This is a genomic window from Burkholderia sp. S-53, from assembly GCF_025560745.1.
Lineage (GTDB): Bacteria > Pseudomonadota > Gammaproteobacteria > Burkholderiales > Burkholderiaceae > Burkholderia > Burkholderia pyrrocinia.
The window spans coordinates 3,074,933-3,101,364 of the sequence record NZ_CP090483.1 but is presented as its reverse complement, the minus strand read 5'-3'; the positions used below and the strand labels follow the sequence as shown (position 1 = coordinate 3,101,364).

The window sequence follows — 26,432 nt, the reverse complement described above, 5'->3', positions numbered from 1 at the left end:
GCGCATCGCGCTCACCACTCGGCGACGCTGCCGTCCGCGTGGCGCCACACCGGGTTGCGCCAGCGATGGCCCGTCTTCGCCATCTCGCGCACCTTCTCCTCGTTGACGTCGATGCCGAGCCCCGGGCCTTGCGGGATCGCGACGAAGCCGTCCTCGTAGCGGAACACGTCGGGGTTGTGCAGGTAGTCGAGCAGGTCGTTGCCCTGGTTGTAGTGGATGCCGAGGCTCTGCTCCTGGATGAACGCGTTGTAGCTGACCGCATCGAGCTGCAGGCACGCGGCGAGCGCGATCGGGCCGAGCGGGCAGTGCAGCGCGAGCGCGACGTCGTAGCTTTCCGCGAGCGTCGCGATCTTGCGGCACTCGGTGATGCCGCCCGCGTGCGATGCATCGGGCTGGATGATGTCCACGTAACCGCCCGCGAGGATGTGCTTGAAGTCCCAGCGCGAGTACAGCCGTTCGCCGAGCGCGATCGGCGTGTTGGTCTGGTTGACGATGTCGCGCAGCGCCTCGGCGTTCTCCGACAGCACGGGCTCCTCGATGAACATCAGCTTGTACGGGTCGAGCTCCTTCGCGAGCACCTTCGCCATCGGCTTGTGCACGCGGCCGTGGAAGTCGACGCCGATCCCGACATGCGGGCCGACCGCGTCGCGCACCGCCGCGACGTTCGCGATCACCTGCTCGACCTTGTCGTAGGTGTCGACGATCTGCAGCTCCTCGGAGCCGTTCATCTTCACGGCCTTGAAGCCGCGCTCGACGACCGCGCGCGCATTGTTCGCGACGTCGCTCGGCCGGTCGCCGCCGATCCACGAATACACCTTGATGCGATCGCGCACCTGGCCGCCCAGCAGCGCGTGCACGGGCACGCCGTGATGCTTGCCCTTGATGTCCCACAGCGCCTGGTCGACGCCCGCGATCGCGCTCATCATGATCGGGCCGCCGCGGTAGAAGCCCGCGCGGTACATCACCTGCCAGTGATCCTCGATCAGCAGCGGGTCGCGGCCGACGAGGTAGTCGGCCAGCTCCTGCACCGCGGCCTCGACCGTGTGCGCGCGGCCTTCGACGATCGGCTCGCCCCAGCCGACGATGCCCTCGTCGGTTTCGATCTTGAGGAACAGCCAGCGCGGCGGGACGACGAAAGTTTCGAGGCGGGTGATTTTCACGATGCGAGTCTCCATGGTTGACCGGCGCGCTCACTCGGGCGCGGCGCACGGTCGCGTGCTTTCACTGTTATCCTAGCGTAGCCCGATAAAAAATAGTATTAATAGCACTATTGTGCAGATAGTGGGCAGCCGGCACGCCGGCCCAACGGAGAACGATCATTCAACACGACCTGCATGGACAGACGGCCTTCCGGCTTGCGACGGCGATCCTGCGTGGCGACTATCCGCCCGAATCGCTGCTGCCGAGGGAACCCGACCTGATGGAGATGTACGGCGTGAGCCGCACGGTGATGCGCGAGGCGCTGCGCACGCTGACGTCGAAGGGGCTGGTCGAATCGCGGCCGAAGGTCGGCACGCGCGTGCGGCCGCGCGACGCGTGGAACCTGCTCGACGCCGACCTGCTCGACTGGTACGCGCGCGTCGCGCCGCCGCTCGCGTTCGCGCTGAAGCTGCAGGAGATGCGCGAGATGATCGAGCCGTACGCGGCCGCGCTTGCCGCGCGCGCGCATACGCCGGAAGCGTTCGACGTGATCGACGACGCGGCGCGCGCGATGGCCGCCGCGCGCAACGTCGACGAATGGGTGCGCGCCGACCTGCGCTTTCACCTGAGCGTGCTCGCGGCCGGCGGCAACGAACTGCTGGTGCCGCTCGGCGCGCTGATCGATCGCACGCTCGAGGCGCAACTGCATCTGAATGCGCGCCGCGCGGACGTGTACAACGCGTCGCTTGCCGAGCACACGGCCGTCAGCGATGCGATCCGCGTGCGCGACGAGGACGGCGCGCGCCGTGCAATGGCGGCGTTGCTCGCGGTGACGCGCGCGCGGATCGAGATGTCGTGACGGGAAGGGGCGGGCGGTGCGGCGTCGTCACGCGTTCGCGCAGCCGCCCGGCTTGTGGATGCGTTCCGTCGACGCCGGGTACTTCGCGAGCAGGCTCGCCGGCCGCCGCGGGCGCACGACCAGGTCGCCGCCGCAGTTCGGGCAGCGGCCTTTCAGCACGTCGTCGGCGCAGGTCGCGCAAAACGTGCATTCGAACGTGCAGATGCGCGCATCCGCCGAATCGGGCGGCAGGTCCTTGTCGCAGCATTCGCAGCCGGGGCGCAGTTCGAGCATGACGGTTTTCCTTGGTTGCGTAGGGTCGGGACGGGCGCCGCCGGACATTGCGTGCGGCGCATGTGCGCGCTACTGTACCCGCTTGAATCGGCCTGGCCAACGGTGTCCCGTCCGGGCGCCGCCGATGCGCGCGGGCCGCACCGGGAGACGACCATGCTTTATCGCGGAAGCTGTCACTGCCGAGACGTGAAGTTCGAGGCGGAAGGCGACCTGCAGGGCGTGATGGCGTGCAACTGCTCGATCTGCCAGCGCAAGGGCGCGCTGATGTGGTTCGTGCCGCGCGACCACATGACGCTCCTCACGCCCGACGAGAACCTCGCGACCTACCTGTTCAACAAGCACTTGATCAGGCATCGCTTCTGCAAGCGCTGCGGGATGCATCCGTTCGCCGAGGGCGTTCATCCGAACGGCACCGCGATGGCCGCGATCAACGTGCGCTGCCTCGAGGATGTCGACCTCGACGCGCTGCCGGTCACGCACTACGACGGCCGCTCGCACTGAGCGGCGTGCATCGATTGAACATACGCGCCGCGCTCAGGACGGTTGTCCCGCGGCGGCGCCCGGTGCGGGTGCTTCTGCCTGCGGCGCGGGGCCCGCGGTGCGCGTGCCGGTGCCGGCCGGGCGTTCGATCAGCGGCGCGAGCGCCGGCGCCATCGACTTCAGCAACTGCACGGCCATTGCGCTCGTGAAGTCGTAGCGCGCCGCATACGGTTCGTGCGCGGTCGCCGTCAGGACCCCGAAGAACCGATCGCCGAGCACGAACACGAACGTGCCGCTGCGGTTCACCTTGCGCGACTCGATCAGCCGCGCGCCGCGCGCGTAGACGTTGAAGCGCTGGTCGCCCGTCCCCGTCTTGCCGTATACGTCGAGCGTCTTGCCGTCGGGCAGCGTGAAGCCGCCTGCGAGGCGGCGCGCGGTGCCGCTGAGCACGACGTCGCGCAGCAGCGTGCGCGCGACGTTGACGATCTCCGGCGACAGCATCGGCTGCGGCTGCGCGGCCGCGCGCACGAAGCGCGTCTCGTACGGCGTGCCCTTCGCGAAGTCGAGCCGCGTGATCGTCTCGGTCGGCGCTTTCTGGCCGCCGTTCGCGATCAGCCCGATCAGTTTCGCGAGCGCGTCGGGCTGGTCGCCCGATGCGCCGATCGCCGCCGCATAGGACGGCGTGACTTCCGCGAACGGGTAGCCGAGCGCGCGCCACGACTTCGTGATCTCCGCGTACGCGCGCAGCTCGACCATGCGGCGGATGCGTCGGTCCTGGGTCCCGTGGTAGCGCGTCTTGTACAGCCACGAGTACGTGTAGAAACGCGCATCGCGGCTGTCGCGCTGGACATCGCCGAGCGACGCGGTCGGATGCGCGCGCAGGTAGTTGAGCGTCCACAGCGCGAGCGGGTGCACGCTCGCGATATAGCCGCGATCGTTGAGGTTGAAGCGGTCGATCGCGTACTTCGCGTAGAGCGCGGCGAGATCGTCGTCGGACAGCGTCGCGGCCGGCGTGCCCTTCAGTTGCGCGCGCATGTGCGCATCGAACCACGCGAGCGATTCGTTCGGCGCGACGCTGCGCAGCACCGTCGCGATCTTCGGCGGCGACTTGCGCACGTCCTTCAGCATCAGCGCGAGCGCGTCGTCGGGCGCCTTGCCCGCATAGCGCGTGTAGTAGCGCTTCACGTAGACCTGGCTTTCGCCGTCGACGAACTGCTGCAGGTAATGCCGGCGTTGCTCGGGATCGCCGAGCCACGACGACGACGGGCCGGCCACCTGCAGCGTCTCGTAGTGGACGATGTCGCGCATCAGCCGCACGAACACGAGGTTGACCGAATGCTCGAACGCCGCGTGCAGCGTCAGGATGCGGCCGTTGTCCGACTTCTCGAAGTTCGAGAACACCTGCGCGCCGCCGCCCGTGTAGAACACGTCCGGGCTGGCCGAGTACTTGCGTTCGACGGCCGCGTCGAGCATCGCCTGCAGCGAGCGGTCGCGCGTATGCGACAGATAGTCGAGCGCCCAGTGCGACAGCCCGTCGACTGGATCGGGCTTCACGCGGGCAAGCTCCGCGTTCGACAGGTTCGCATAGCGCGCATGCAGGTCGGAAACGATCTGCAGGTACGTGATCAGCGTGCGCAGTTTCGCGGTCGAGCCGAGGTTGATGCGGCCGCCGCGATTCACGTCGAACGGCTCGTTCACGCTGTCGGTCTGCACGCGCAGCAGGTTCGCGCCGTTGCGGCGTTCGTACAGCGTGAAGCTGTACGTGAGATGCGACGGGTCGTCCTTCGGTGCGAGCATCTCGTAGCCGTACAGGCCGGCGGCCTGCGCGCCATCGCGCGTCGACGCCTTCGCGAGCCGTTCGGCGACGGCCCGCTGCACGCCGTTGTCGAGCGTGCTGGTCGCCTCCAGGTCGAACTGGTCGAGCTGGTACACGTCGCTGATGCCGAGGGCCGACAGCAGCGACGCGCGCGCGGACGTCACGGCCTTGCGCGACACGAACGACTGCACCTGCGCGGCGGCCGGCGGCGCGCTGCGTTCGATCTGCGCGGACAGCGCGGCGTCGCGCAGCGCGGGCGAGATCACGCCGCCGTTCGACAGCAGCCGCAGGTAGCTGTCGGTCAGCCGCTGCAGTGCCGGATAGCCGTGGTTCAGGAAGTACGACGGCGCGCGCTGCGCGATCATCAGCGACAGCACCTCGCGGAACGTCCTGCCCTGTTCGTCGACGTTGTCGCCGGTCGTCGGCGCGGACAGGATCCGGTTCACGTCGTTGAAGTCGCGGCCGTACCAGGCGGCGAGACCGTCGCCGATGCCGGTGATCTCGCCGATATGCGGCCGCGCGGCGAGCGGCACCGAGTTCAGGTAGTGCACGACGATCGTGCGGCGCGCGAGCATCGTCTGCGGGCCGTTCAGGTATGCGCGGATCGACGCCGATGCGATCTGCCGCAGCTTCTCGGGCGGCGTCGCGGTGCGGCCCTCCGGCGAATGGCGGAACTTCTCGATCTGCGTCGCGAGCGTGCTGCCGCCCGGGCGCGCCTGGTGACGGTTGACGACGTGCAGCGCCTGGTCGGCGACCGCGCGGCCGAAGCGCCCCCAGTCGATCGCCGGGTTGCGGTTCGGTTCGTTCGCGTCGAGCAGGTAGCGATCCTCGATGAACAGCAGCGAATCGGTGATCACGCGCGGCACCGTGTCGAAGTCGGCGTAGACGCGCTGCGGGAACGCCGTCGAAAACAGCGGCGCGCCGGTCGAGTCGAACAGCGTCAGGCCCGCCTGGTCCTTTTCTTCGTAAGGGAGGAACAATCCGCGATCGCCGAGCGACAGCATCCGCTGCGAATCGCGCGCCTGCTTGCCGACGACGAAGCCGCGTGCGAGCAGCCGCTCCTGGAACGACGGAATCATCGCGTAGCCGAAGCGCTGGTCGTACGGGCCGTTCGCGGGAAAGCGGATGTGGTCGCTCGGCCCCGTTTCGACCGTGTAGCCGACATCGCGGGTGAGCTCGGACAAATAGTGCGCCTGCAGCCGGGACGTTTCGATCTCGGTCTGCACGAGTCGCGCAACGATCGCCACCGCGATCACCAGCGCGGCCAGCAAGGACCACTTGATCCACGTCCAGACCGATGCAAGACCGGTCACACGCGGCAGGATACGATTCAGCGGCCGATTCATGGCGGCGTCTCCCTGAAGGCGCGGGCTCCGGCCGCACCCCATTAAGAATTAGTGTAGTCCTCAACCGCGGGCTGCCAAGGGTGGTTCACTACCGAGATGCGCCGACGCAACGCACGTGCCGGTGACGCGCGGCAAGCGGCGTTGCGGTGCGGCGGCGCGCACCGTCGCGGGCCAACGTTTGCGCGTTCCGCGCCGAGGCGTCCGCGTGACAAGGGTGTCGGCGCGCAGGCTCGGGCGGCCGGGCAGGCAGTCGATGCACCGGTTTCGTGCGCTGCGGTATCGCGGCAATTCGGGCCGGATCCTGTTCGTGAAATCGCGGGCGGCGCGCGACGACGCTACGGTTTTCCGCGCTAGCCGCGCGCGCCGGCCGCGGGTACGATCGCCGAATCTGCGGTGCATTTCCGCTTTCGCCGGGAGTCCCATGCCGATCCATCCCGTCGCACTCGTGTGCACGGCCATCCTCGGGCTGCTGCTGTTCGGGCTCGGGCTCGTCGTGTCCGTCACGCGCTTTCGGTGCACCACCGGGTCCGGGTGTGCGCCCGATCCGACCGACGGGTTGCACAAGATCGTGCGCGCGCACGGCAACACGGCCGAATACGCGCCGTTTCTCGCGGTGCTGTTTCTCTATTTCGGCGCGCACGATCCGTCGCGCGTGATCCTGTCGCTGATCGTCGCGGCGACCGCATGCCGCTGCCTGCTCGTGATCGGATTGCTCGCGTGGCCGACGATGGCCAGGCCGAATCCCGTGCGTTTCATCGGCGCGCTCGGCACGTATCTGTGCGGCGCCGCACTGTGCATCGCGCTGTTCGTCTGATGCAGGTGCGATAGCAGGCCGGGTTCGGCGTGCCGCAGGCTTGCCGCGCGATCGAATCCATGCGCGTGGTCGACGCGTTCGCTCAAAGCAGCAGTTCGAAATGATCGAACAGCCGCCGGTTTTCCGGTGCGGCGGAGCGGCTGCGCCTGCGGATCGTTTGCGACAGGCTGTCGACGAAGCACTGGCTCGCCTGGCTGCGCATCGCGTTGTGCAGGCCGATGACGGCGACGCGGCCGACGTCGAAGCGCTCGGCGAGCTTGAGCGGCTGTGCCCAATCGCGCATCGCGTCGGTGAGAAGCAGCGGCTCGGGGCAATGGCTGAGCATGTCGTTGCGGCGGACGAGTTCCAGCATCAGCGCGCTGGAATGGGCGCAATGCAGGCGGGAGCGATCGATGGCGGCGCCGTGCTGCCAGAAGATGTTGTGCATCGTCGCGTCGTAGCTGGTCGCCGTGTAGTTGACCGCCCAGTCCTGCTCGAGCAGGTCGTGAATCGAATGCCGGTTCGCGAGCGGGTGCCCGCGCCGTGCCACCACGCACGACTGATAGGAGAACAGCGGCTCGTGATCGAATTCCCGGCTCGACACGACCGACGTCAGCGGCACGACCGACAGGTCCAGCGTGCCCTCCCGAAGCCGCGGCAACGCGACGGCCGTCAGGCCCTCGAAGATCTCCAACTGCACCTTCGGCATCTGCTTGCGGAACAGCGTGATCGCTTCCGTCATGAACGTCAGCATCACGAGCGGCGTGACTGCAATCGTGAGCTTGCCGGTCTGATCGCCGCGCAGCCGGGCGAGATCGTCGTTCGCGCGTTCGAACTGCCCGATGATCAGCCGCGCATGACCCAGTAGCGTATGCCCGGCGTCGGTGAGGCTGACGCCGCTCGAGCTGCGCGAGAGCAGCGTCAGTTTCTGCTCCTGCTCGAGTTCGCGCAGCGCCTTCGTCACGGCGGCCTGCGATACGCCGAGCAGCCTTGCCGCCGCCCGGATGCTGCCCGCGTCGGCGACCGCGACCAATGCATGGATCTGATGGTTTTTCATACGATAGGCGTGCCGTGCACCGTGATAACCGTTGGTTGTCAATATAACCAAATTGCGGCTTCCGGGGACGAATTGCGCTGCTTATGATCGGCTCCGCCTCGGTTGTCAGACCCACACGGAAGCCTCTACATGTCCAGCTCGTCCAACGAATTCGTGCCGCAAGGCATGCGCGATATCGAACGCGAGATGATCGCGCTGCGTCGGCAGATTCATGCCGATCCGGAGCTGAGCTTCCAGGAATACGCGACGAGCGCGCTGGTCGCGGAACGTCTTGCGCGGTGGGGCTACGACGTGCATTGCGGGCTCGGCGATACCGGTGTCGTCGGGACGCTGGCCAACGGCGCCGGACGCACGATCGGACTCCGGGCGGACATGGATGCGTTGCCGATCGTCGAGGCAACCGGGTTGCCGTATGCGAGCACGAACCCTGGGGTCATGCATGCCTGCGGTCACGACGGACATACGGCGATGCTGCTCGCCGCCGCGCGGTATCTGGCGGAGAACCGGTGCTTTTCGGGCACCGTGCGCGTGATCTTCCAGCCTGCGGAAGAAAGCGGCGGCGGCGCGCTGCGGATGCTCGAAGAGGGCTTGCTCGAGCGATTCCCGTGCGATGCCGTATTCGCGATGCACAACATGCCGGGCTTGCCGGCCGGTCAATTCGGATTCCGGAGCGGTGCGTTCATGGCATCCGCCGACTCGGTCACGATTCGCATCGTCGGTTACGGCGGGCACGGCGCGATCCCGCACAAGACGGTCGACCCGGTCGTCGCGAGCGCGTCGCTCGTCATGGCGCTGCAAACGGTGGTGGCACGCAACGTCGATCCGCTCGAAACGGCCATCGTGACGGTCGGATCGATTCACGCGGGCAGTGCGTCCAACATCGTTCCCGATGCCGCCGTCATCGGCCTGTCGGTGCGTGCGCTCGATCCCGGCGTGCGCGACCTGCTGCAAGCGCGGATCACCGCGCTTGCGCACGCTCACGCGGAGGGCTTCGGCGCGCACGCGGAGGTCGAGTACGAGCGTGGTTATCCGGTGCTGATCAATCATCCCGACGAGACCCGGCTTGCCGAATCCGTCGCCCGCGACTGGCTCGGCGACGGCGGACTCGTCCGCGACATGAAGCCGATCACGAACAGCGAGGATTTTGCGTATGTGCTCGAGCGTTGCCCCGGCTGTTACCTGCTGATCGGCAACGGTGAGGGCAAGGGCGGATGCATGGTCCACAACCCCGGTTACGACTTCAACGACGACGTCTTGCTGACCGGCGCGAGTTACTGGGTCCGGCTGGTCGAACGCTTCCTTGCGTAACGCGGCTCCGCTTCACCCGGAGCAGACAGGAGCCGTCGCCTGCCTGCCGTTCGAACAAACATCGACGGCAATGCGTTCGCGTCGCTTGCGAACGTGCTTTCTCATCCTGGCTTGGAGACACCATGAAACGCGTTGTCCGCTCTAGTCTGTTCGCGCTCTGCGCGATTCCGCTGCTCGCCTTCGCGGGTGAACCGCAAACCCTTCGCTTCGGCATCGATCCGACCTATCCGCCGTTCGAATCGAAGCTGCCCGACGGTTCGTTCGTCGGCTTCGACGTCGATCTCGGCAATGCGATCTGCGCGAACCTGCGTATGCGCTGCGTATGGGTGGAGCAGGGCTTCGACGCGATCATTCCCGCGCTGAAGGCGCGCAAGTTCGACGCGATCCTGTCCGCGATGACGGCCACGCCGGCGCGCCGGCAGCAGATCGATTTCACCGAGCGTCTCTATTCGGGTGCGCCGCGCCTGATCGCCCGGGCGGGCTCCACGTTGCAGCCGACCGCGGAATCGTTGAAGGGGCGCCGGATCGGCGTTCAGCAAGGGTCGGTGCAGGAGACTTATGCGCGGGCCGAATGGGCATCGAAAGGCGTGGAGGTCGTGTCGTATCCGGGCACCGACCAGATCTATCAGGACCTCACGACCGGCCGCCTCGACGCGTCGTTCCAGACGGCGATCCAGGCCGACGTCGGCTTCCTGCGCACGCCGCGGGGCAAGGCGTTTGCGTTTGCCGGCGCCGAGATCAAGGACAAGCGCGCAGCGGGCGAAGGTGTCGCGATCGGGATCCGCAAGGATGACACGCAGCTCGCGGCGAAGATCAATCAGGCGATCGCATCCCTTCGCAAGAGCGGCGAGTACGACAAGCTCGCGCGCAAGTATTTCACGTTCGATATCTACGGCGAGTAAGCGTGACGGCCCGGGTTCCCCGGGCGTCCGTGGCGGGATCGACGGATTCGCGACATCCACCGACGCATGCCGGGGACGGCGCGCGCCTGCAACGGGCGCGTCGCGCGCGCTCGCGGTCATGCGTCCCGCCTGTTCGGCAAATCGGAGGAGACTGAAACATGAAGAAGCAGATGATCGGCCTGTTGCTGGCCGGCGGCGCGGTAGCGTCCGCACACGCACAAAGCAGCGTCACGCTGTACGGATTGATCGACGAAGGCGTGAACTACACGAGCAACGTGAACGGCCACTCGGCGTGGCAAATGTCGAGCGGCATCCTGCAGGGCAGCCGCTGGGGGATGAGGGGCGGCGAGGATCTCGGCGGTGGGTTCAAGGCCGTGTTCAAGCTCGAGAACGGTTTCGACGTCAACACCGGCCGGCTCAACCAGGGGGGCCGCGAATTCGGCCGCCAGGCTTATGTCGGTGTGTCGAAGGACGGGGTGGGGGCGCTGACGTTCGGCCGCCAGTACGACTCGCTGGTCGAATTCCTCGGGCCGTTGACCGCGAACGGCAGTTGGGGTGGCTTCATCTTCGATCACCCGTACGGCAACGACAACACGGACAACTTCTTCCGGCTCGACAACGCGGTGCAGTTCTACAGCGCCGATCTGTCGGGCTTCCAGATGAGCGCGACCTACGCGTTCTCGAACAGCGCGGGCCAGTTTTCGCTGAACAATGCGCAGAGCGTCGGCGCAGGTTATTCGAACGGTCCGTTGACGGTCGGCGTCGGTTACCTGAACGTCAACCGCGGCGGCGCCAACGCGGCCGGCGCGGTGACCCCGGGCGACGCGGGCTTCCTCGCGGAGCGCCAGCGCGTGTTCGGTGCGGGCATCAACTATCAGCTCGGCAACGCGATGCTCGGCTTCGTCTACACGCACAGCGACATGAAGAAGCCGACGTCGTTCCAGTACATCAGCGGCTCAATCGTGCCCGCGGGACAGACCGTGTCGCGCCTGAAGTTCGACAACTATGAAGTCGACGCGACGTACCAGGTGACGCCGGCGCTGCTGCTCGGCGCGATGTATTACTACACGCAAGGGTCGCTCGACGCGTCCGGCGGAAAATCCCGGCCGCATTGGCAGACGGTCGGACTGATGGCGGACTACAACCTGTCGAAGCGGACCGACGTGTATATCCAGGGCAGCTACATGAAGGTGAGCGGATCGACGGGGACGGCGTTGGACAATGCCTACAATCCCGCCTCCGACGATTCGTCGTCGAACAACCGTCAACTGATGGCGCGCATCGGAATTCGCCACAAGTTCTGACGGGTGCGGTCGCGGCGACCGGCAGGCGGCCGCCGCGAGCGGTGATATGCTCGCGGGACGCCCGCGACCGACGGGCGGATTCCGATTGCCCGTGCGCGGCCAGGCTGCCGCGTGGCGCGGCGTTTCCGAGGGAAGAACCGACATCATGAGCCGCAAATTCATTCTGAAGGGCGACACGACCGACCACGGTGGCGTGGTGCTCGAAGGGATCGCCAATTCGTCGTTCGACGGACGTGAACTCGCTTATCTCGGCGCGCCCGTGTTCTGCGCGGCATGCAAGACGACGGGCGTGATCGTGTCGGACGGCGGCGAGCGGACGATGACCGTGATGGGCAAGATCGTCGCGCTCGAACACGACCTGTGCCAGTGCCTGTGCACGCCGCAGCCGAAACTGATCCCGTCGCAGGGCACGGGGACGATCTCGGGGTAAAACCTGCCGTGCGGATGCGGTTTCCATCCGCACGGCATTGGCGCAAGGCCGCCCGTCGTCAGACGCTGCCTTCCGCCTCGATCACGAGGATGCGCGCTTCGCCGAGCGGATGCGCGACGTGCTCGGTGCCGACTGTCGCGTGGAATACATCACCGGTTTCGAGCACGATTGCGTGCTCGACGCCTGCTACGCGGTAGCGCATCTCGACGCGGCCGTCGAGCACCGCGAATACTTCCTCGCCGTCGTTCACATGCCATTGATACGGCTGGTCGGCCCAGTGCAGCCGGACCGTGATGCCGTTCAGGTTCGCGACGTCGAGCGCGCCCCACGGGCGTTCCGCGGTGAATGCGGCGCTGCGGATGATGTTCATCGATAGGTTCTCCGGCGCGAATGCGCGTCGTCTTCTGGTCAATTTTTTCTCGCCCGCACCTCAGTGCGGATTCAGCGCGACATCGCGCGCAACGCCTGCTCGATTATCTGCTTGCGCTTCGCGAAGCCGGCCGCCGAACGTTCGGTGACACGCTTAACGACCGATGCCGGCGCGGTGTCGGGCGAGCCGGCGTCGAACGGCGGCGCCGGCGCATATTCGAGCTGAAGCTGGATCGCCTGCGCTTCTTCATCGCCGGCCAGTTCCGCGGCGATCGTCAGCGCGAAGTCGATGCCGGCCGTCACGCCGCCGCCCGTGATCAGGTTGCCGTCGCGCACGACACGCTCGCGCACGGGCACCGCACCCAGCGGTTCGAGCAGCGCGTGGAACGCCCAGTGCGTCGTCGCGCGGCGCCCGCGCAGCAGGCCGGCCACGCCGAGCAGCAGCGCGCCCGTGCAGACCGACGTCACGTAGCGGGCAGTGGCCGCGCGCTGCTGCACGAACGCGATCGTTTCGGCATCGAGCAGCAGGTCGTTGATCCCGATGCCGCCGGGAACGCAGATCACGTCGAGCGGCGGGCAGTCGTCGAACGTGCAGGTTGGCGCGAGCGCGAGGCCACTGCTCGACGCGACGGCGTCGCGCGACTTCCAGACCAGGTGGACGGTTGCGTCGGGCAGCGACGCGAGCACGTCGTGCGGGCCGGTGAGATCGAGTTGCTGGACGCCGGGAAACACGAGAAGGCCGATATGCAGGGTCATGCGAGGACTCCGGGTGGAAGAGGAGCGCGCCGTTGCCGGCACACGATGGACAGATCGATTCTAGGCGCGTAGTGTTTGGCGAAATTGCCATATCGCCCACGTTTTCAGCCAATCGCCATGCCTGCCGCCCCGCGCTCGATCCTGATCCTCGCGTTCCCCCGCGCGCAATTGCTCGACGTATCGGGGCCGCTGCAGGTGTTCGCGTCCGTCAACGAACTCGCGCTGGAGCGCGGGCAGCCGGCGCCGTATGCGCCACGAGTCGTCGCGGCCGATGCCGGGCCCATCGAGACGTCGTCGGGCCTCGTCGTGATGGCCGAGTCGCTGCGCTCGGCCGCGCGCCGTCCCGATACGGTGATCGTCGCTGGCGGCAAGGGCGTACACGCGGCATCGCAGGATCCGCGACTGGTGCGCTGGGTGCGGCAGCAGGCGGAGCGCGCGCGGCGCGTTGCGTCGGTCTGCACCGGCGCGTTCATGCTCGCCGAGGCCGGCCTGCTCGACGGGCGGCGCGCGGTCACGCACTGGGCGCGCTGCGACGAATTCGCGGCACGCTACCCGAAGGTGCGCGTCGAAGCCGATCCGATCTTCATCCGCGAAGGCGCGCTGTGGACGTCGGCCGGCGTGACGGCCGGCATCGATCTCGCGCTCGCGCTGGTCGAGGAGGATCTCGGCCGCGCGACCGCGCTCGACGCCGCGCGCGAACTCGTCGTGTTCCTGAAGCGTCCGGGCGGACAGGCGCAGTTCAGCGCGATGTTGTCGATGCAGCGCACCGACGACCGCTTCGGCGAACTGCATGCGTGGATGGCCGAGCACCTGGCGGCAGACCTGTCGGTGCCGGCGCTGGCCGAACGCGTGCGCATGAGCGAGCGCAGCTTCGTGCGCCACTATCGCGCGGGAACCGGCCGCACACCCGCGCGCGCGGTCGAGCAGATCCGCGTCGAGGCCGCGCAGCGCCTGCTCGGCGAAACGACCTGGCCCGTCAAGCGGATCGCCGCGCGATGCGGATTCGGTTCGGAGGAGACGTTGCGGCGCAGCTTCGTGCGGGTGCTGGGCGTGTCGCCGCAGGGGTATCGCGAGCGGTTCGTGCGGTGATACACGGGGTTCGGCTCGGGGCCGGAGCGGATATCGTCCGGTACTGCACGAAAATCGATCGCTTTCCAGTGCGAAATGCCGAAACTATTCAGGACGATAGAACAATAGGTGGGGGCTTGTGCCGTGCCCGCTGCGCGCTCTATTCTGTTCCGTTGGTGATTCGAAGGGGAGCAGCATGGACCGAATCCAGGCAATGGAAGTTTTTACCCGCGTGGTCGACGCGAACAGCTTCACGCGCGCGGCCGACACGCTCGCGATGCCGCGCGCGTCGGTGACGACCATCATCCAGAATCTCGAGGCGCTGCTCGGCGTACGCCTGATGCACCGGACGACGCGCCGGCTGTCGCTGACGCCGGAAGGCGCCGCGTACTACGAGCATTGCACGAAGATCATCTCGGAGATCGCGGAAGCCGACGCGAGTTTCCAGGTCGGCAACCGCAAGCCGAGCGGCGTGCTGCGCGTCCACATGCCGAGTTCGCTCGGGCGGCGCGTCGTGTTGCCGTCGCTGTCGATTTTCCGGCAGAGCTATCCGGACATCACGCTCGAACTCGGGCTTTCCGACCGCTACGTGGATCCGGTCGAGGAGGGCATCGACTGCATGATCCGGGTCGGGCCGCTCGAGGATTCGTCGATGGTCGCGCGGCGGATCGGGATGCTCAAGCGTGTGACCTGCGCGTCGCCCGACTACCTCGCGCGTCACGGCGAGCCGCACGAGATTGCCGATCTCGCCGAACATCATGCGGTGAATTTTCGTGCGAGCCACGGCGCGCGTGTGATTCCGTGGGTGTTCATGATCGACGGCAAGCCGGTCGAGGTACGGATGAACGGTGACGTCACGGTCAACGATTCGGATGCCTACGTGACGTGCGGGCTCGAAGGGTTCGGGATGATCCAGCCGACACTGTTCATGGTGCTGCCGAACCTGCTCGACGGATCGCTGGTCGAGGTGCTGCCGGACTGCAATCCGAAGCCGAAGCCGATCTCGATCGTCTACCCGCACAACCGGCATCTGTCGCAGAAGGTGCGCGTGTTCGCCGACTGGATCGCGGAGCTGTTCGAGTCGACGCCGTCGCTGGAAGGCGGGGAGAACTGGCGCGGGCGGGTGCATGCGCGTGCGGCGAAGCTGGAGAGGGGGTCGGTGGCGGCGTGATGAGAGCGGCGAGGCCTGGTTGTCGGCTGCGCCGGTTTCATTGGAATCATCAAACGCTGTCGATTGGTTTGCCTTACGGCAGAAGCGCTGTGAGTTCCGTGTCCGGCATTTCCGGGGCTCCGCTGTCTTTGACGCGCCGTAGGTCTCCGATTCATGAGAATCGCTGAGGGACGCCGTACGATGCCTCCCGTGACCGGGAGCGTTTTTGCGGGGCGAGAAGTACGTTGTGAGGAGCAAAGAAAAAGGGCCCAGCTTGCGCTGGGCCCTTTTTGCATTTGGTGGCGAATCAGGGATTCGAACCCCGGACCTGCGGATTATGATTCCGTCGCTCTAACCGACTGAGCTAATTCGCCGAAGAAATAAATTATGCCGATGAGGCGTTTTGCTGTCAACACCTTTTTTCATCTTGCGTGAAAAAAGTTGCCTCCGGCCCGTGTCGGCCTCGTCGCGGGGCGGGTTGCCGTTCGCCGGAACGCATCCGGCAATCGCCGCCCGCCCGCGCGTCGGCATCAATCCTGCGCGTAGATGTTCGAGTCCTTCGTCTCCTTGACGAACAGCAGGCCGATCACGAACGTGCCCAGCGCGATAATGATCGGATACCAGAGCCCCGAGTAGATGTTGCCCTTCGCCGCGACGATCGCGAACGCGGTTGCCGGCAGGAAGCCGCCGAACCAGCCGTTGCCGATGTGATATGGCAGCGACATCGACGTATAGCGGATCCGCGTCGGGAACATCTCGACCAGCATCGCGGCGATCGGCCCGTAGACCATCGTCACGTAGATCACGAGGATCGTCAGGATCACGATCGTCATCGGCCAGTTGAGCTGCGCGGGGTCGGCCTTTGCCGGATAGCCCGCCGACTTCAGCGTGGTCGCGAGCGTCTTGTCGAACGCCGCCCCCTTCGCCTTCGCGTCGGTCCCCTTGGCGTCGTACGCGTCGATCACGGTGTCGCCCACCTTGATCTGCGCGGTCGTGCCGGCCGGTGCCGCGACGTTCTCGTAGTTCAGGCCGGCCTTCGCGAGCGCGCTCTTCGCGATGTCGCACGAGTCGGTGAACTTCGACGTGCCGACCGGGTTGAACTGGAACGAGCAGGTGGCCGGATCGGCGACGACGGTGATCGGCGCCTTCTGCGTGGCGATCTCGAGCTGCGGGTTCGCGTAGTGCGTGAGCGCCTTGAACAGCGGGAAGTAGGTCAGCGCCGCGATCAGGCAGCCCGCGAGGATGATCGGCTTGCGGCCGATCTTGTCCGACAGCGAACCGAAGAACAGGAAGAACGGCGTGCCGATCAGGAGCGCGATCGCGATCAGGATGTTCGCGCTTGCACCGTCGACCTTCAGCGTCTGCGTGAGGAAGAACAGCGCGTAGAACTGGCCCGTGTACCACACGACGGCCTGGCCGGCCGTCAGGCCGACGAGCGCGATGATCACGATCTTCAGGTTCTTCCACTGGCCGAACGCTTCGGTCAGCGGCGCCTTCGACGTCTTGCCTTCCGCCTTGATGCGCAGGAACACCGGCGATTCGTTCAGTTGCAGCCGGATCCACACCGACACCGCGAGCAGCGCGATCGATGCGACGAACGGAATGCGCCAGCCCCAGCTGCCGAACGCTTCCTCGCCGATGAACGTGCGCACGCCGAGGATCACGAGCAGCGACAGGAACAGCCCGAGCGTCGCGGTCGTCTGGATCCACGCGGTGTAGAAGCCGCGCCGGTTCGCCGGCGCATGCTCGGCGACGTAGGTCGCCGCACCGCCGTACTCGCCACCGAGCGCGAGGCCCTGCAACAGCCGCATCGCGATGAAGATCACGGGCGCGGCGATGCCGATCGACGCGTAGCCGGGCAGGAAGCCGACCACGAACGTCGAGAGGCCCATGATCACGATCGTCACGAGGAACGTGTGCTTGCGTCCGACCATGTCGCCGAGCCGGCCGAACACGATCGCGCCGAACGGCCGCACCGCGAAGCCGGCCGCGAAGCCGAGCAGCGTGAAGATGAATGCGGCGGTCGGATTGACGCCGGAGAAGAAGCTCTTGCTGATGTAGGCCGCGAGCGAGCCGGCCAGGTAGAAGTCGTACCACTCGAACACGGTCCCGAGCGACGATGCGAAGATCACCTTCTTTTCTTCGCCCGTCATCGGCGCGTGCGAAATTTGCCCGCCTAACGTTGCCATGAATCGTCTCCAAGTCCCTTGATATAGATGTGCGGCCGCCTTGGGTGGGCGGGCCTGTCGACGATTATTGGCACGGAAACTTACGGCGCACTGACTTGCGCGGATAAAACGACTGCGTGTTAACCCGTGGCGAATCGGGTGCTTCGCGCGTGGATTGTGGCGTGAACGTCCGGTAAATCGCCGGTTTCGGCGCGATTGCGGCAGCGTTGCTGCGGTGCGTGTCAGGGTAAATCCGGGGCGGCTTCCGCCAGCGGCAGGCTGATGCGCACGAGCGTGCCGGCGAGGCGGGGCGCCTGCTGGTAGACGTGATCGTCGAGCGTCAGCGTGCCGCCGTGCTGCGTGGCGATCTCGCGCACGATCGCGAGCCCGAGGCCGCTGCCGTCGCCTTCGCGGCCGAGGATCCGGTAGAAGCGCTCGACGACGCGCTCGCGCTCGGCGGCCGGGATGCCGGGGCCCGTGTCCTCGACTTCGAGATGCACGAGCCGCGCCGCGGGCTCGGCACGCACGCGCACCGTGATGCGGCCGCCCTCCGGCGTGTAGCGGATCGCGTTGTCGATCAGGTTGCCGAGCATCTCGCGCAGCATCACCGGGTTGCCGTCGACGTCGAGCGGCGCGTCGTCCGGCGGGCCTTCGTAACCGAGATCCATCCGCTTCGCGAGCGCGGCCTGCACCCAGTCGCGCACCGCGCGCCGTGCGAGCGCGGCGATCTCGACCGGTTCGAACGTGAGCCCGCTCGCGCGGTTCTCGGCACGCGCGAGCGCAAGCAGTTGCGTGACGAGCCGCGCGGCCTGCTCGGAGCTCGTCGCGATCTGTTCGAGCGAGCGCTGCACGTCGGGCGGGACGGGGTGGCGCAGCGCGAACTCGGCCTGCGTGCGCAGGCCCGCAAGCGGCGTCTTCATTTGGTGCGCGGCATCGGCGATGAAGCGCTTCTGCAGCGCCATGTTCTGTTCGAGACGCGCGAGCAGGTCGTTGAACGACGTGACGAGCGGTTCGATCTCGGGCGGCGCGCGTTGCGCCTCGACGGGCGACAGGTCGTCGGGCCGCCGCGCGCGAATGTGCGCCTGCAGCGCGTTGAGCGGCGCGAGCCCGCGCGACAGCCCGAACCAGACGAGCAGGATCGCGAGCGGCAGGATCACGAATTGCGGCAGGATCACGCCCTTGATGATGTCGTTCGCGAGCGCGTTGCGCTTGTCGAGCGTCTCGCCGACCTGCACGAGCACGGGCTGCATGCCGCTCGCTTGTGGCAGCTCGACCGTCGTATACGCGACGCGCACGTCGTTGCCGCGCAGCAGGTCGTCGCGAAACACGACGACGCCCGGCGGCGGGCGGTCCTCGTCGCGCGGCAGCGGCATGTCGGCTTCGCCCGCGACCAGCTCGCCGCGCGTGCCGAGCACCTGGAAGTAAACGCTGTCGACATTGTCCGCGCGCAGGAAGTCGCGTGTCTGCTCCGGCAGCGTCAGCTCGGCGACGCCGTTCACCGGGTGGATCTGCCGCGCGAGCACGTATGCGTTGGTTTCGAGCGTGCGGTCGAACGGGCTGTTCGCGATCGTCTTCGCGACGAGATAGGTGACGGCGATGCTCATCGGCCACAGCAGCAGCAATGGCGCGAGCATCCAGTCGAGGATTTCGCCGAACAGCGAGCGCGGGCGCCGCGCCTCGGGCGCATCGGCTTCGTCGGGCGGCGCGAACGGGTTCTCGTAACGCGCGTCGCGCGCCTCGTCGGCGGCCGACGACGGCGCGCCGGTCGGGTGGCGGGAATGGGCCGGCGTGGCCATCGCGGCGACGCCCGGCTTCAGCGCAGCGGCGTGCCGGCCACCGCGGGCTGGGGCGCTGTCGTGTCGGCCGGCGCGGCGGGCGCGACCTTTTCGAGGCAATAGCCGAGGCCGCGCACGGTCGAGATCCGGACGCCGCTCGGCTCGATCTTCTTGCGCAGCCGGTGCACGTAGACTTCGATCGCGTTGTTGCTGACTTCCTCGCCCCATTCGCACAGATGGTCGACGAGCTGCTCCTTCGATACGAGCCGGCCGATCCGCTGCAGCAGCACCTCGAGCAGGCCGAGCTCGCGCGCGGACAAGTCGAGCACGCGCTCGTTCGCATACGCGATGCGGCCGACCTGGTCGAACGCGAGCGAGCCGTGTCGCACGACGGTCGGGCCGCCGCCCGCGCCGCGCCGGGTCAGCGCGCGCACGCGCGCCTCGAGTTCGTTGAGTGCGAACGGCTTGGCCATGTAATCGTCCGCGCCGAGGTCGAGACCTTTCACGCGCTCGTCGACGCTGTCGGCGGCGGTCAGGATCAGCACGGGGAGGTTGGAGTTGCGGGCGCGCAGGCGCTTGAGCACGTCGAGCCCGGACATTTTCGGCAGCCCGAGATCGAGGATCAGCAGGTCGAATGCCTGCATCGACAGCGCGGTATCGGCGTCGACGCCGCTCTTCACGTGGTCGACCGCATAGCCCGATTGGCGGAGTGACCGGGTGAGGCCGTCCGCGAGTATGCTGTCGTCTTCGGCGATGAGAATTCGCATGTTGCTGACCGATGGCCGGCAGGGCGTTCGCGCCGGCGCGGCTGTCTCCGAAGTTATTCGTGTACAACGCAGCCCGAATTGCGGGCTTGCATAAAACACTGTTTTTTTATACAGTGTCTGCATTCGTGGGCGGCGCTTGAAAGCGGGCGCGCCTTTCACAGACGCTGCTCATCATAGCAAAGGACGATTCATGGAAGAAAGCAAGAAGGGCTCCGGGATGACCGCCGAGAAGAGCAAGGCGCTGGCGGCCGCACTCGCGCAGATCGAGAAGCAGTTCGGCAAAGGGTCGATCATGCGGATGGGCGACGGCGAGGCGGCCGAGGACATCCAGGTCGTCTCCACGGGTTCGCTGGGTCTCGACATCGCGCTCGGCGTCGGCGGCCTGCCGCGCGGCCGGGTGGTCGAGATCTACGGTCCGGAATCGTCCGGTAAAACCACGCTCACGCTGCAGGTGATCGCCGAGCTGCAGAAGATCGGCGGCACGGCCGCGTTCATCGACGCCGAGCACGCGCTCGACGTTCAATACGCGTCGAAGCTCGGCGTGAACGTGCCGGAACTGCTGATCTCGCAGCCGGACACCGGCGAGCAGGCACTGGAAATCACCGATGCGCTGGTGCGCTCGGGTTCGGTCGACATGATCGTCATCGACTCGGTCGCGGCGCTCGTGCCGAAGGCCGAAATCGAAGGCGAGATGGGCGATTCGCTGCCGGGCCTGCAGGCCCGCCTGATGTCGCAGGCGCTGCGCAAGCTGACCGGCACGATCAAGCGCACGAACTGCCTGGTGATCTTCATCAACCAGATTCGTATGAAGATCGGCGTGATGTTCGGCAACCCGGAAACCACGACGGGCGGCAACGCGCTGAAGTTCTATGCGTCGGTGCGTCTCGACATCCGCCGGATCGGCTCGATCAAGAAGAACGACGAGGTGATCGGCAACGAAACCCGCGTGAAGGTCGTCAAGAACAAGGTATCGCCGCCGTTCCGCGAAGCGATCTTCGACATCCTGTATGGCGAAGGCATTTCGCGCCAGGGCGAGATCATCGATCTCGGCGTGCAGGCGAAGATCGTCGACAAGGCAGGCGCCTGGTACAGCTACAACGGCGAGAAGATCGGCCAGGGCAAGGACAACGCGCGTGAATTCCTGCGCGAGAATCCGGAAATCGCGCGCGAGATCGAGAACCGCATCCGCGAATCGCTCGGCGTCGTCGCAATGCCCGATGGTGCAGGCAACGAAGCCGAGGCGGTGGACGAAGAAGAGTGATGGTCGGGCGCCGAGGTCAGGCTGGCGAGCCGGAGGAGAGCGACGTGCCCGAAACGGCGGGTCGCTCCGGCCGGCGAGCCGGATCCTCGGGCGCCGATCGGCGGGTCGCCGGCAGCAATGCCGCGAACCGCACCGCGACGAGGGCATCCGACGATGCCCTCGTTTCGTTTGAGATTGCCGCGCCGGACGATCCGTTCGACGACGATGAATCGTTCGACGCGCACGACCGGTCGCGCCGTCGCGTGTCCGGCGTCAGCTTCCCGGGCGAGCGCGCAGCCGATGCGCCGGCGCCTGCGAAGGAAGATGTCTATACGCGCAGCAGCCAGCATCCGCGCCGCACGCGCCGTGCGTCGGGCGCTTCTTCAAGCGCTGCTTCCAGCGGCGATCCGGGCGCCGGCGAGCGCAAGTCGTCGAAGCCGCCGCGTTCGTTGAAAGGCCGTGCGCTCGGCTATCTGTCGAGGCGCGAATACAGCCGCACGGAACTCGCGCGCAAGCTCGCGCCGTATGTCGGCGAAGACGAGTCCGTCGAGCCGGTGCTCGATGCGCTGGAAAAGGATGGCTGGCTGTCCGACGCGCGCTTCGCCGAGAGTCTCGTGCATCGCCGCGCGTCGCGCGTCGGTGCCGCACGCATCGTCAGCGAGCTGAAGCGCCATGCGGTTGGCGACACCCTCGTCGAGGAAGTGAACGCGCAGTTGCGCGAGACCGAATGGGCGCGCGCGCAGGCTGTCTGGCGCAAGAAATTCGGTGCACTGCCGCAAACACCGGCCGAGCGTGCGAAGCAGGCGCGCTTTCTCGCCGCGCGCGGCTTCTCGAGCGCGACCATCGTGAAGTTGCTGAAGGTCGGCGACGATTTCCCGATCGACGATTGATCGCGCAGTCGCGCGCGTGGCGCGCGATTTTGCTGCAATGCAACCGCTTCCGGACAGGCGGGAATACCCGCCGTCGCGTCAAACTGTCTCAAATACCCAATATGCTAAAATCCATGGGTTTTCCTCTTCGGCCTCAACCTCCAGCATGCCGCTATCCGAGCCCGTGCCCCGTCAGTTGCGACATCGACGCGCAATCCGAGCGGAAGCTTACGAGCGCGGCGACGGCTTGTGGGACATCGAAGCCTGCCTGACCGACCACAAGCCGCGCGATGTCGCGCTTGCGTCGGGCATCCGGCCCCAAGGCCTGCCGATCCACGAACTCTGGCTGCGCGTGACTATCGATCGTGAACTCAATGTCGTCGACGCCGAAGCGTCTTCGGAATGGGTGCCCTATCCCGGTCAGTGTCAATCCGCCCCTCCCGCCTATCGGGCCCTCATCGGGCTCAATCTCTTCCGCCACTTCCGCCGCGATGCGAACCGACTTTTGTCCGGTGTCGCAGGCTGCTCCCATCTCACCGAACTGTGCGCCGTGCTGCCGACGGCAGCGATCCAGGCGTTCGCCGGTGACGTGTGGAACGTGCGCGAGGAGGGCGGCGAAGGGCCGGATCACGACGGCGTGCGCGACGAACCGCCTTTCCAGCTCGGCCGCTGCCGTGCGCTGCGGTTCGACGGCGAGGTCGTGCGGCAGTACTACCCGCGCTGGTATGGCGCGGAGCGGTCGAACGTGCCCGGTGAAGGCAGCACGAAGGAATGAACGGAAATCATTCGAAGAAGCGTCTTAAGCGACTTTTCATCCAACTCTCAGACTGAAGGGAATCACGCATGAAGATTCACGAGTACCAGGGTAAGGAAATCCTGCGGAAATTCGGAGTCGCGGTACCGCGCGGCAAGCCGGCGTTCTCGGTGGACGAGGCCGTCAAGGTGGCGGAAGAGCTCGGCGGCCCGGTGTGGGTCGTGAAGGCTCAGATTCACGCGGGTGGCCGTGGCAAGGGCGGCGGCGTGAAGGTGGCGAAGTCGATCGAGCAGGTTCGCGAATACGCGAACCAGATCCTCGGCATGCAGCTCGTCACGCACCAGACCGGTCCGGAAGGCCAGAAGGTCAACCGTCTGATGGTCGAAGAAGGCGCCGACATCAAGCAGGAACTGTATGTCAGCCTCGTCGTTGATCGTGTGACGCAAAAGATCGTTCTGATGGGTTCGAGCGAAGGCGGCATGGACATCGAGGAAGTTGCCGAAAAGCACCCGGAACTGATCCACAAGGTCATCGTCGAGCCGTCGACCGGCTTGCTCGACGCCCAGGCCGACGACCTCGCCGCGAAGATCGGCGTGCCGGCTGCTTCGATTCCGCAAGCACGTGCGATCCTGCAAGGCCTGTACAAGGCATTCTGGGAAACCGACGCGTCGCTGGCTGAAATCAACCCGCTGAACGTCTCCGGCGACGGCAAGGTCATCGCACTCGACGCGAAGTTCAACTTCGACTCGAACGCGCTGTTCCGTCATCCGGAAATCGTCGCGTACCGCGATCTGGACGAAGAAGATCCGGCTGAAATCGAAGCGTCGAAGTTCGACCTCGCGTACATCTCGCTCGACGGCAACATCGGCTGTCTCGTGAACGGCGCAGGCCTGGCGATGGCGACGATGGACACCATCAAGCTGTTCGGCGGCGAGCCGGCGAACTTCCTGGACGTCGGCGGAGGAGCTACGACCGAGAAGGTCACGGAAGCGTTCAAGCTGATGCTGAAGAACCCGGACCTGAAGGCGATCCTCGTGAACATCTTCGGCGGCATCATGCGCTGCGACGTGATCGCGGAAGGCGTGATCGCCGGTTCGAAGGCCGTGAACCTGAAGGTGCCGCTCGTCGTGCGCATGAAGGGCACGAACGAGGACCTCGGCAAGAAGATGCTGGCCGACTCGGGCCTGCCGATCATCTCGGCGGACAGCATGGAAGAAGCCGCGCAGAAGGTCGTCACGGCTGCCGAAGGCAAGTAACGCTATCGAATACGCATGGCGGCGCGGCAGATACGCGACGCCAATCGAACAGAGGTCAAAATACATGTCGATTCTGATCAACAAGGACACGAAGGTCATCACGCAGGGCATTACCGGCAAAACCGGTCAGTTCCATACGCGCGCCTGCCGTGAATATGCAAACGGCCGCGAAGCATTCGTCGCGGGCGTGAACCCGAAGAAGGCCGGCGAAGATTTCGAAGGCATTCCGATCTACGCAAGCGTCAAGGAAGCGAAGGAAGAAACCGGCGCGACCGTGTCGGTCATCTACGTTCCGCCGGCAGGCGCTGCCGCTGCGATCTGGGAAGCGGTCGAAGCCGATCTGGATCTCGCGATCTGCATCACGGAAGGCATCCCCGTCCGCGACATGATCGAAGTGAAGGACCGCATGCGCCGCGAAGGCCGCAAGACGCTGCTGCTCGGGCCGAACTGCCCGGGCACGATCACGCCGGACGAACTGAAGATCGGCATCATGCCGGGTCACATCCACCGCAAGGGCCGCATCGGCGTCGTGTCGCGTTCGGGCACGCTGACGTATGAAGCCGTTGCACAGCTGACGGCACTCGGCCTCGGCCAGTCGTCGGCAGTCGGTATCGGCGGCGACCCGATCAACGGTCTGAAGCACATCGACGTAATGAAGATGTTCAACGACGATCCGGATACGGACGCGGTCGTGATGATCGGCGAAATCGGCGGTCCGGACGAAGCCAATGCGGCCGAGTGGATCAAGGCCAACATGAAGAAGCCGGTCGTCGGCTTCATCGCGGGTGTCACGGCGCCTCCGGGCAAGCGCATGGGCCACGCCGGCGCGCTGATCTCGGGCGGTGCGGATACGGCCGAAGCGAAGCTGGAAATCATGGAAGCGTGCGGCATCACCGTCACGCGCAACCCGTCGGAAATGGGCCGCCTGCTGAAGGCCGCGCTGTAATATTTCCGCCTGGGTTCGTCCTGCAGAAAACGCCGGCTTTGCCGGCGTTTTTTGTTATGCTCGCGCAATGAATTCGTAAGCACCGGGCATGCGTCGCGCATGTGCCGGCGATGAACCGGGCCGCCCGCCGGGTGGCCATATCCTGCACATCACCCCCATGCTCGAATTCCTGACATCGTTGCACTGGGGCGCCGTTCTCCAGATCGTCATCATCGATATCCTGCTCGGCGGCGACAACGCGGTCGTGATCGCGCTCGCCTGCCGCGACCTGCCGGCGAACCAGCGACTGCGCGGTGTCGTCTGGGGCACCGCGGGGGCGATCCTGCTGCGCGTCGCGCTGATCACGTTCGCGGTCGCGCTCCTCGACGTGCCGTTCCTGAAGATCGGCGGCGGGTTGCTGCTGCTGTGGATCGGCGTCAAGCTGATGGCGCCGGCCGCCGATGCGCACGATCACATCAAGCCGGCCGACCGGCTGTGGGACGCCGTGAAGACGATCGTGATCGCCGATGCGGTGATGAGCCTCGACAACGTGATCGCGATCGCCGGCGCGGCCGAGCAGGCCGACCCGTCGCACCGCATCGCGCTCGTGATCTTCGGGCTCGTCGTCAGCGTGCCGATCATCGTGTGGGGCAGTACGCTGGTGCTGAAACTGCTCGACCGCTTCCCCATCGTCGTCACGCTCGGCGCCGCGCTGCTCGGCTGGATCGCGGGCGGGCTGATCGTGAACGACCCGGTCGGCGACCGCTGGCCGGTGCTCGATACGGCACCCGCGATCTACGGTGCGAGCCTGGCCGGCGCACTGTTCGTCGTGGCGGCCGGCTACGCGCTCAGGAGGCGCCGCGGCGCACCGCACGCGCACTGACGTTGGCCGTCCGGCCGACTGCCGGGTTCGCGGCCCGCTGGCTACGATCGAGACGCCTGCCTTTCCCGGCAGGCGTTTTTCGTTTCCGGAGCCTGCCATGTTCGAAGCCTTTTCCGTTTCCCTGTTCCGTCGCGTGGCCGCCGATCTGCGGCGCGCGAACCGGCCGTCGCCGCGCTGGCGGCCGGCCGGCTTCACGCTGATCGAGTTGATGATCGTGCTGGCGATCGTCGGCGTCGTCGCCGCTTATGCGATTCCCGCGTATCAGGATTACCTCGCGCGTTCGCGCGTCGGCGAGGGGCTCGCGCTCGCGTCGTCCGCACGGCTGGCGGTCGCCGACAACGCGGCGAGCGGCGCGAGCCTCGATGGCGGCTACAGCCCGCCGGCCGCGACCCGCAACGTCGAATCGGTTGCCATCGACGGCGAGACCGGCCAGATCACGGTCGCGTTCACGACCCGCGTCGCCGCGGCCGGCACGAATACGCTGGTGCTCGTGCCATCCGCGCCGGACAAGGCCGATACCCCCACCGCGCGCGTGGCGCTCAAAAAGGGCGCGATGCAAGCCGGTTCGATCGCGTGGGAGTGCTTCGCCGCCGGCAAGGATGCGTCGTCGCTGCCGGCGCCGGGGGCCGGGCCGCTGCCGGGCGTCGCCGCGACGCTGCCGGCGAAATATGCGCCGGCGGAATGCCGCGCGTAGCGCCTGCGGAGGAGAAGGGCGGCACGCCTGCCGCCGCTTCGGCAGGCCGG

General features: G+C 66.6%; 25 protein-coding genes and 1 tRNA gene. 16 read left to right on the top strand and 10 right to left on the bottom strand.

Annotated features, from left to right (window positions below):
- Positions 1–11 precede the first annotated feature (11 nt).
- Complete coding sequence (dgoD, locus tag LXM88_RS19425) at positions 12–1,160, bottom strand: galactonate dehydratase (protein ID WP_047901054.1); 1,149 nt, start codon at positions 1,158–1,160, stop codon at positions 12–14.
- 155 nt (positions 1,161–1,315) lie between these two features.
- Here dgoD and LXM88_RS19420 point away from each other — a divergent pair, with 155 nt between their 5' ends.
- Positions 1,316–1,999 (top strand): FadR/GntR family transcriptional regulator, encoded by a 684-nt coding sequence (locus tag LXM88_RS19420; RefSeq protein ID WP_262542880.1) that lies wholly within the window; start codon positions 1,316–1,318, stop codon positions 1,997–1,999.
- Between the two features lie 27 nt (positions 2,000–2,026).
- On the opposite strand, the gene LXM88_RS19415 is transcribed toward LXM88_RS19420, so the two are convergent.
- Positions 2,027–2,272, bottom strand: a complete 246-nt coding sequence (locus tag LXM88_RS19415) for a DUF1272 domain-containing protein (RefSeq protein WP_069248784.1) — start codon at positions 2,270–2,272, stop codon at positions 2,027–2,029.
- 153 nt (positions 2,273–2,425) lie between these two features.
- Here LXM88_RS19415 and LXM88_RS19410 point away from each other — a divergent pair, with 153 nt between their 5' ends.
- Complete coding sequence (locus LXM88_RS19410; protein ID WP_262536275.1) at positions 2,426–2,773, top strand: GFA family protein; 348 nt, start codon at positions 2,426–2,428, stop codon at positions 2,771–2,773.
- 33 nt (positions 2,774–2,806) lie between these two features.
- On the opposite strand, the gene LXM88_RS19405 is transcribed toward LXM88_RS19410, so the two are convergent.
- Complete coding sequence (locus LXM88_RS19405) at positions 2,807–5,914, bottom strand: transglycosylase domain-containing protein (RefSeq protein WP_262536273.1); 3,108 nt, start codon at positions 5,912–5,914, stop codon at positions 2,807–2,809.
- 421 nt (positions 5,915–6,335) lie between these two features.
- Between LXM88_RS19405 and LXM88_RS19400 the strand changes: the two genes are divergently transcribed.
- Positions 6,336–6,728 carry an MAPEG family protein gene (locus tag LXM88_RS19400; RefSeq protein ID WP_262536272.1) on the top strand — a complete coding sequence of 131 codons (393 nt, stop codon included), beginning with the start codon at positions 6,336–6,338 and terminating at the stop codon, positions 6,726–6,728.
- 82 nt (positions 6,729–6,810) lie between these two features.
- Here the strand turns inward: LXM88_RS19400 and LXM88_RS19395 are convergent, their stop codons facing one another.
- Positions 6,811–7,764: a LysR family transcriptional regulator gene (locus tag LXM88_RS19395; protein WP_262536271.1), complete on the bottom strand. Its 954-nt coding sequence runs from the start codon at positions 7,762–7,764 to the stop codon at positions 6,811–6,813.
- A gap of 129 nt (positions 7,765–7,893) precedes the next feature.
- Between LXM88_RS19395 and LXM88_RS19390 the strand changes: the two genes are divergently transcribed.
- From LXM88_RS19390 to LXM88_RS19375, 4 genes are all read left to right on the top strand, one after another.
- Positions 7,894–9,072, top strand: a complete 1,179-nt coding sequence (locus LXM88_RS19390; protein ID WP_262536269.1) for a M20 aminoacylase family protein — start codon at positions 7,894–7,896, stop codon at positions 9,070–9,072.
- Between the two features lie 122 nt (positions 9,073–9,194).
- Positions 9,195–9,974 (top strand): ABC transporter substrate-binding protein, encoded by a 780-nt coding sequence (locus LXM88_RS19385; RefSeq protein ID WP_262536267.1) that lies wholly within the window; start codon positions 9,195–9,197, stop codon positions 9,972–9,974.
- 158 nt (positions 9,975–10,132) lie between these two features.
- Positions 10,133–11,278 carry a porin gene (locus tag LXM88_RS19380; protein ID WP_262536265.1) on the top strand — a complete coding sequence of 382 codons (1,146 nt, stop codon included), beginning with the start codon at positions 10,133–10,135 and terminating at the stop codon, positions 11,276–11,278.
- Between the two features lie 145 nt (positions 11,279–11,423).
- Complete coding sequence (locus LXM88_RS19375) at positions 11,424–11,708, top strand: PAAR domain-containing protein (RefSeq protein ID WP_262536264.1); 285 nt, start codon at positions 11,424–11,426, stop codon at positions 11,706–11,708.
- Between the two features lie 58 nt (positions 11,709–11,766).
- Here the strand turns inward: LXM88_RS19375 and LXM88_RS19370 are convergent, their stop codons facing one another.
- Together LXM88_RS19370 and LXM88_RS19365 are read right to left on the bottom strand one after the other, a co-directional pair.
- Positions 11,767–12,078 carry a cupin gene (locus LXM88_RS19370; RefSeq protein WP_262536263.1) on the bottom strand — a complete coding sequence of 104 codons (312 nt, stop codon included), beginning with the start codon at positions 12,076–12,078 and terminating at the stop codon, positions 11,767–11,769.
- A 71-nt stretch (positions 12,079–12,149) separates the two neighbouring features.
- The gene (locus tag LXM88_RS19365; protein ID WP_105390020.1) at positions 12,150–12,833 is read right to left on the bottom strand and encodes a DJ-1/PfpI family protein; all 684 of its coding nucleotides are present in this window, start codon (positions 12,831–12,833) and stop codon (positions 12,150–12,152) included.
- 117 nt (positions 12,834–12,950) lie between these two features.
- On the opposite strand from LXM88_RS19365, the gene LXM88_RS19360 reads away from it, so the two are divergent.
- A complete protein-coding gene (locus LXM88_RS19360; protein ID WP_262536260.1) occupies positions 12,951–13,922 on the top strand; it encodes a GlxA family transcriptional regulator in 972 nt (323 codons plus the stop codon).
- Positions 13,923–14,097: 175 nt separating this feature from the next.
- Entirely contained in the window at positions 14,098–15,072 is a 975-nt protein-coding gene (locus tag LXM88_RS19355; RefSeq protein WP_262536259.1) for a LysR family transcriptional regulator, read from the top strand.
- Between the two features lie 276 nt (positions 15,073–15,348).
- Here LXM88_RS19355 and LXM88_RS19350 read toward each other — a convergent pair.
- The 4 genes from LXM88_RS19350 to LXM88_RS19335 form a co-directional block, all read right to left on the bottom strand.
- Positions 15,349–15,425: transfer RNA gene (locus LXM88_RS19350), tRNA-Met, on the bottom strand.
- Between the two features lie 156 nt (positions 15,426–15,581).
- Complete coding sequence (locus LXM88_RS19345) at positions 15,582–17,240, bottom strand: MFS transporter (protein ID WP_262536257.1); 1,659 nt, start codon at positions 17,238–17,240, stop codon at positions 15,582–15,584.
- 221 nt (positions 17,241–17,461) lie between these two features.
- On the bottom strand, positions 17,462–19,015 hold the full coding sequence (locus LXM88_RS19340; protein ID WP_262536256.1) for a sensor histidine kinase: 1,554 nt from the start codon (positions 19,013–19,015) through the stop codon (positions 17,462–17,464).
- 17 nt (positions 19,016–19,032) lie between these two features.
- Positions 19,033–19,761, bottom strand: coding sequence for a response regulator transcription factor (locus LXM88_RS19335; RefSeq protein ID WP_262536255.1), 729 nt, complete (start codon positions 19,759–19,761; stop codon positions 19,033–19,035).
- Between the two features lie 190 nt (positions 19,762–19,951).
- Between LXM88_RS19335 and recA the strand changes: the two genes are divergently transcribed.
- The 7 genes from recA (at position 19,952) to LXM88_RS19300 (ending at position 26,382) form a co-directional block, all read left to right on the top strand.
- On the top strand, positions 19,952–21,022 hold the full coding sequence (recA, locus tag LXM88_RS19330) for a recombinase RecA (RefSeq protein ID WP_047898939.1): 1,071 nt from the start codon (positions 19,952–19,954) through the stop codon (positions 21,020–21,022).
- Entirely contained in the window at positions 21,022–21,891 is an 870-nt protein-coding gene (recX, locus tag LXM88_RS19325; RefSeq protein WP_262536254.1) for a recombination regulator RecX, read from the top strand. The genes recA and recX overlap by 1 nt, the downstream gene beginning before the upstream one ends.
- A 145-nt stretch (positions 21,892–22,036) precedes the next feature.
- Positions 22,037–22,645, top strand: coding sequence for a DUF2889 domain-containing protein (locus tag LXM88_RS19320; RefSeq protein ID WP_318654680.1), 609 nt, complete (start codon positions 22,037–22,039; stop codon positions 22,643–22,645).
- Between the two features lie 68 nt (positions 22,646–22,713).
- Entirely contained in the window at positions 22,714–23,880 is a 1,167-nt protein-coding gene (gene sucC, locus LXM88_RS19315; protein ID WP_096471695.1) for an ADP-forming succinate--CoA ligase subunit beta, read from the top strand.
- Between the two features lie 64 nt (positions 23,881–23,944).
- Complete coding sequence (gene sucD, locus LXM88_RS19310) at positions 23,945–24,826, top strand: succinate--CoA ligase subunit alpha (protein ID WP_034178933.1); 882 nt, start codon at positions 23,945–23,947, stop codon at positions 24,824–24,826.
- 157 nt (positions 24,827–24,983) lie between these two features.
- Entirely contained in the window at positions 24,984–25,688 is a 705-nt protein-coding gene (locus tag LXM88_RS19305; protein ID WP_262536250.1) for a TerC family protein, read from the top strand.
- Positions 25,689–25,785: 97 nt separating this feature from the next.
- Positions 25,786–26,382 carry a pilin gene (locus tag LXM88_RS19300; protein WP_318654679.1) on the top strand — a complete coding sequence of 199 codons (597 nt, stop codon included), beginning with the start codon at positions 25,786–25,788 and terminating at the stop codon, positions 26,380–26,382.
- The last annotated feature ends 50 nt before the right edge of the window (positions 26,383–26,432 follow it).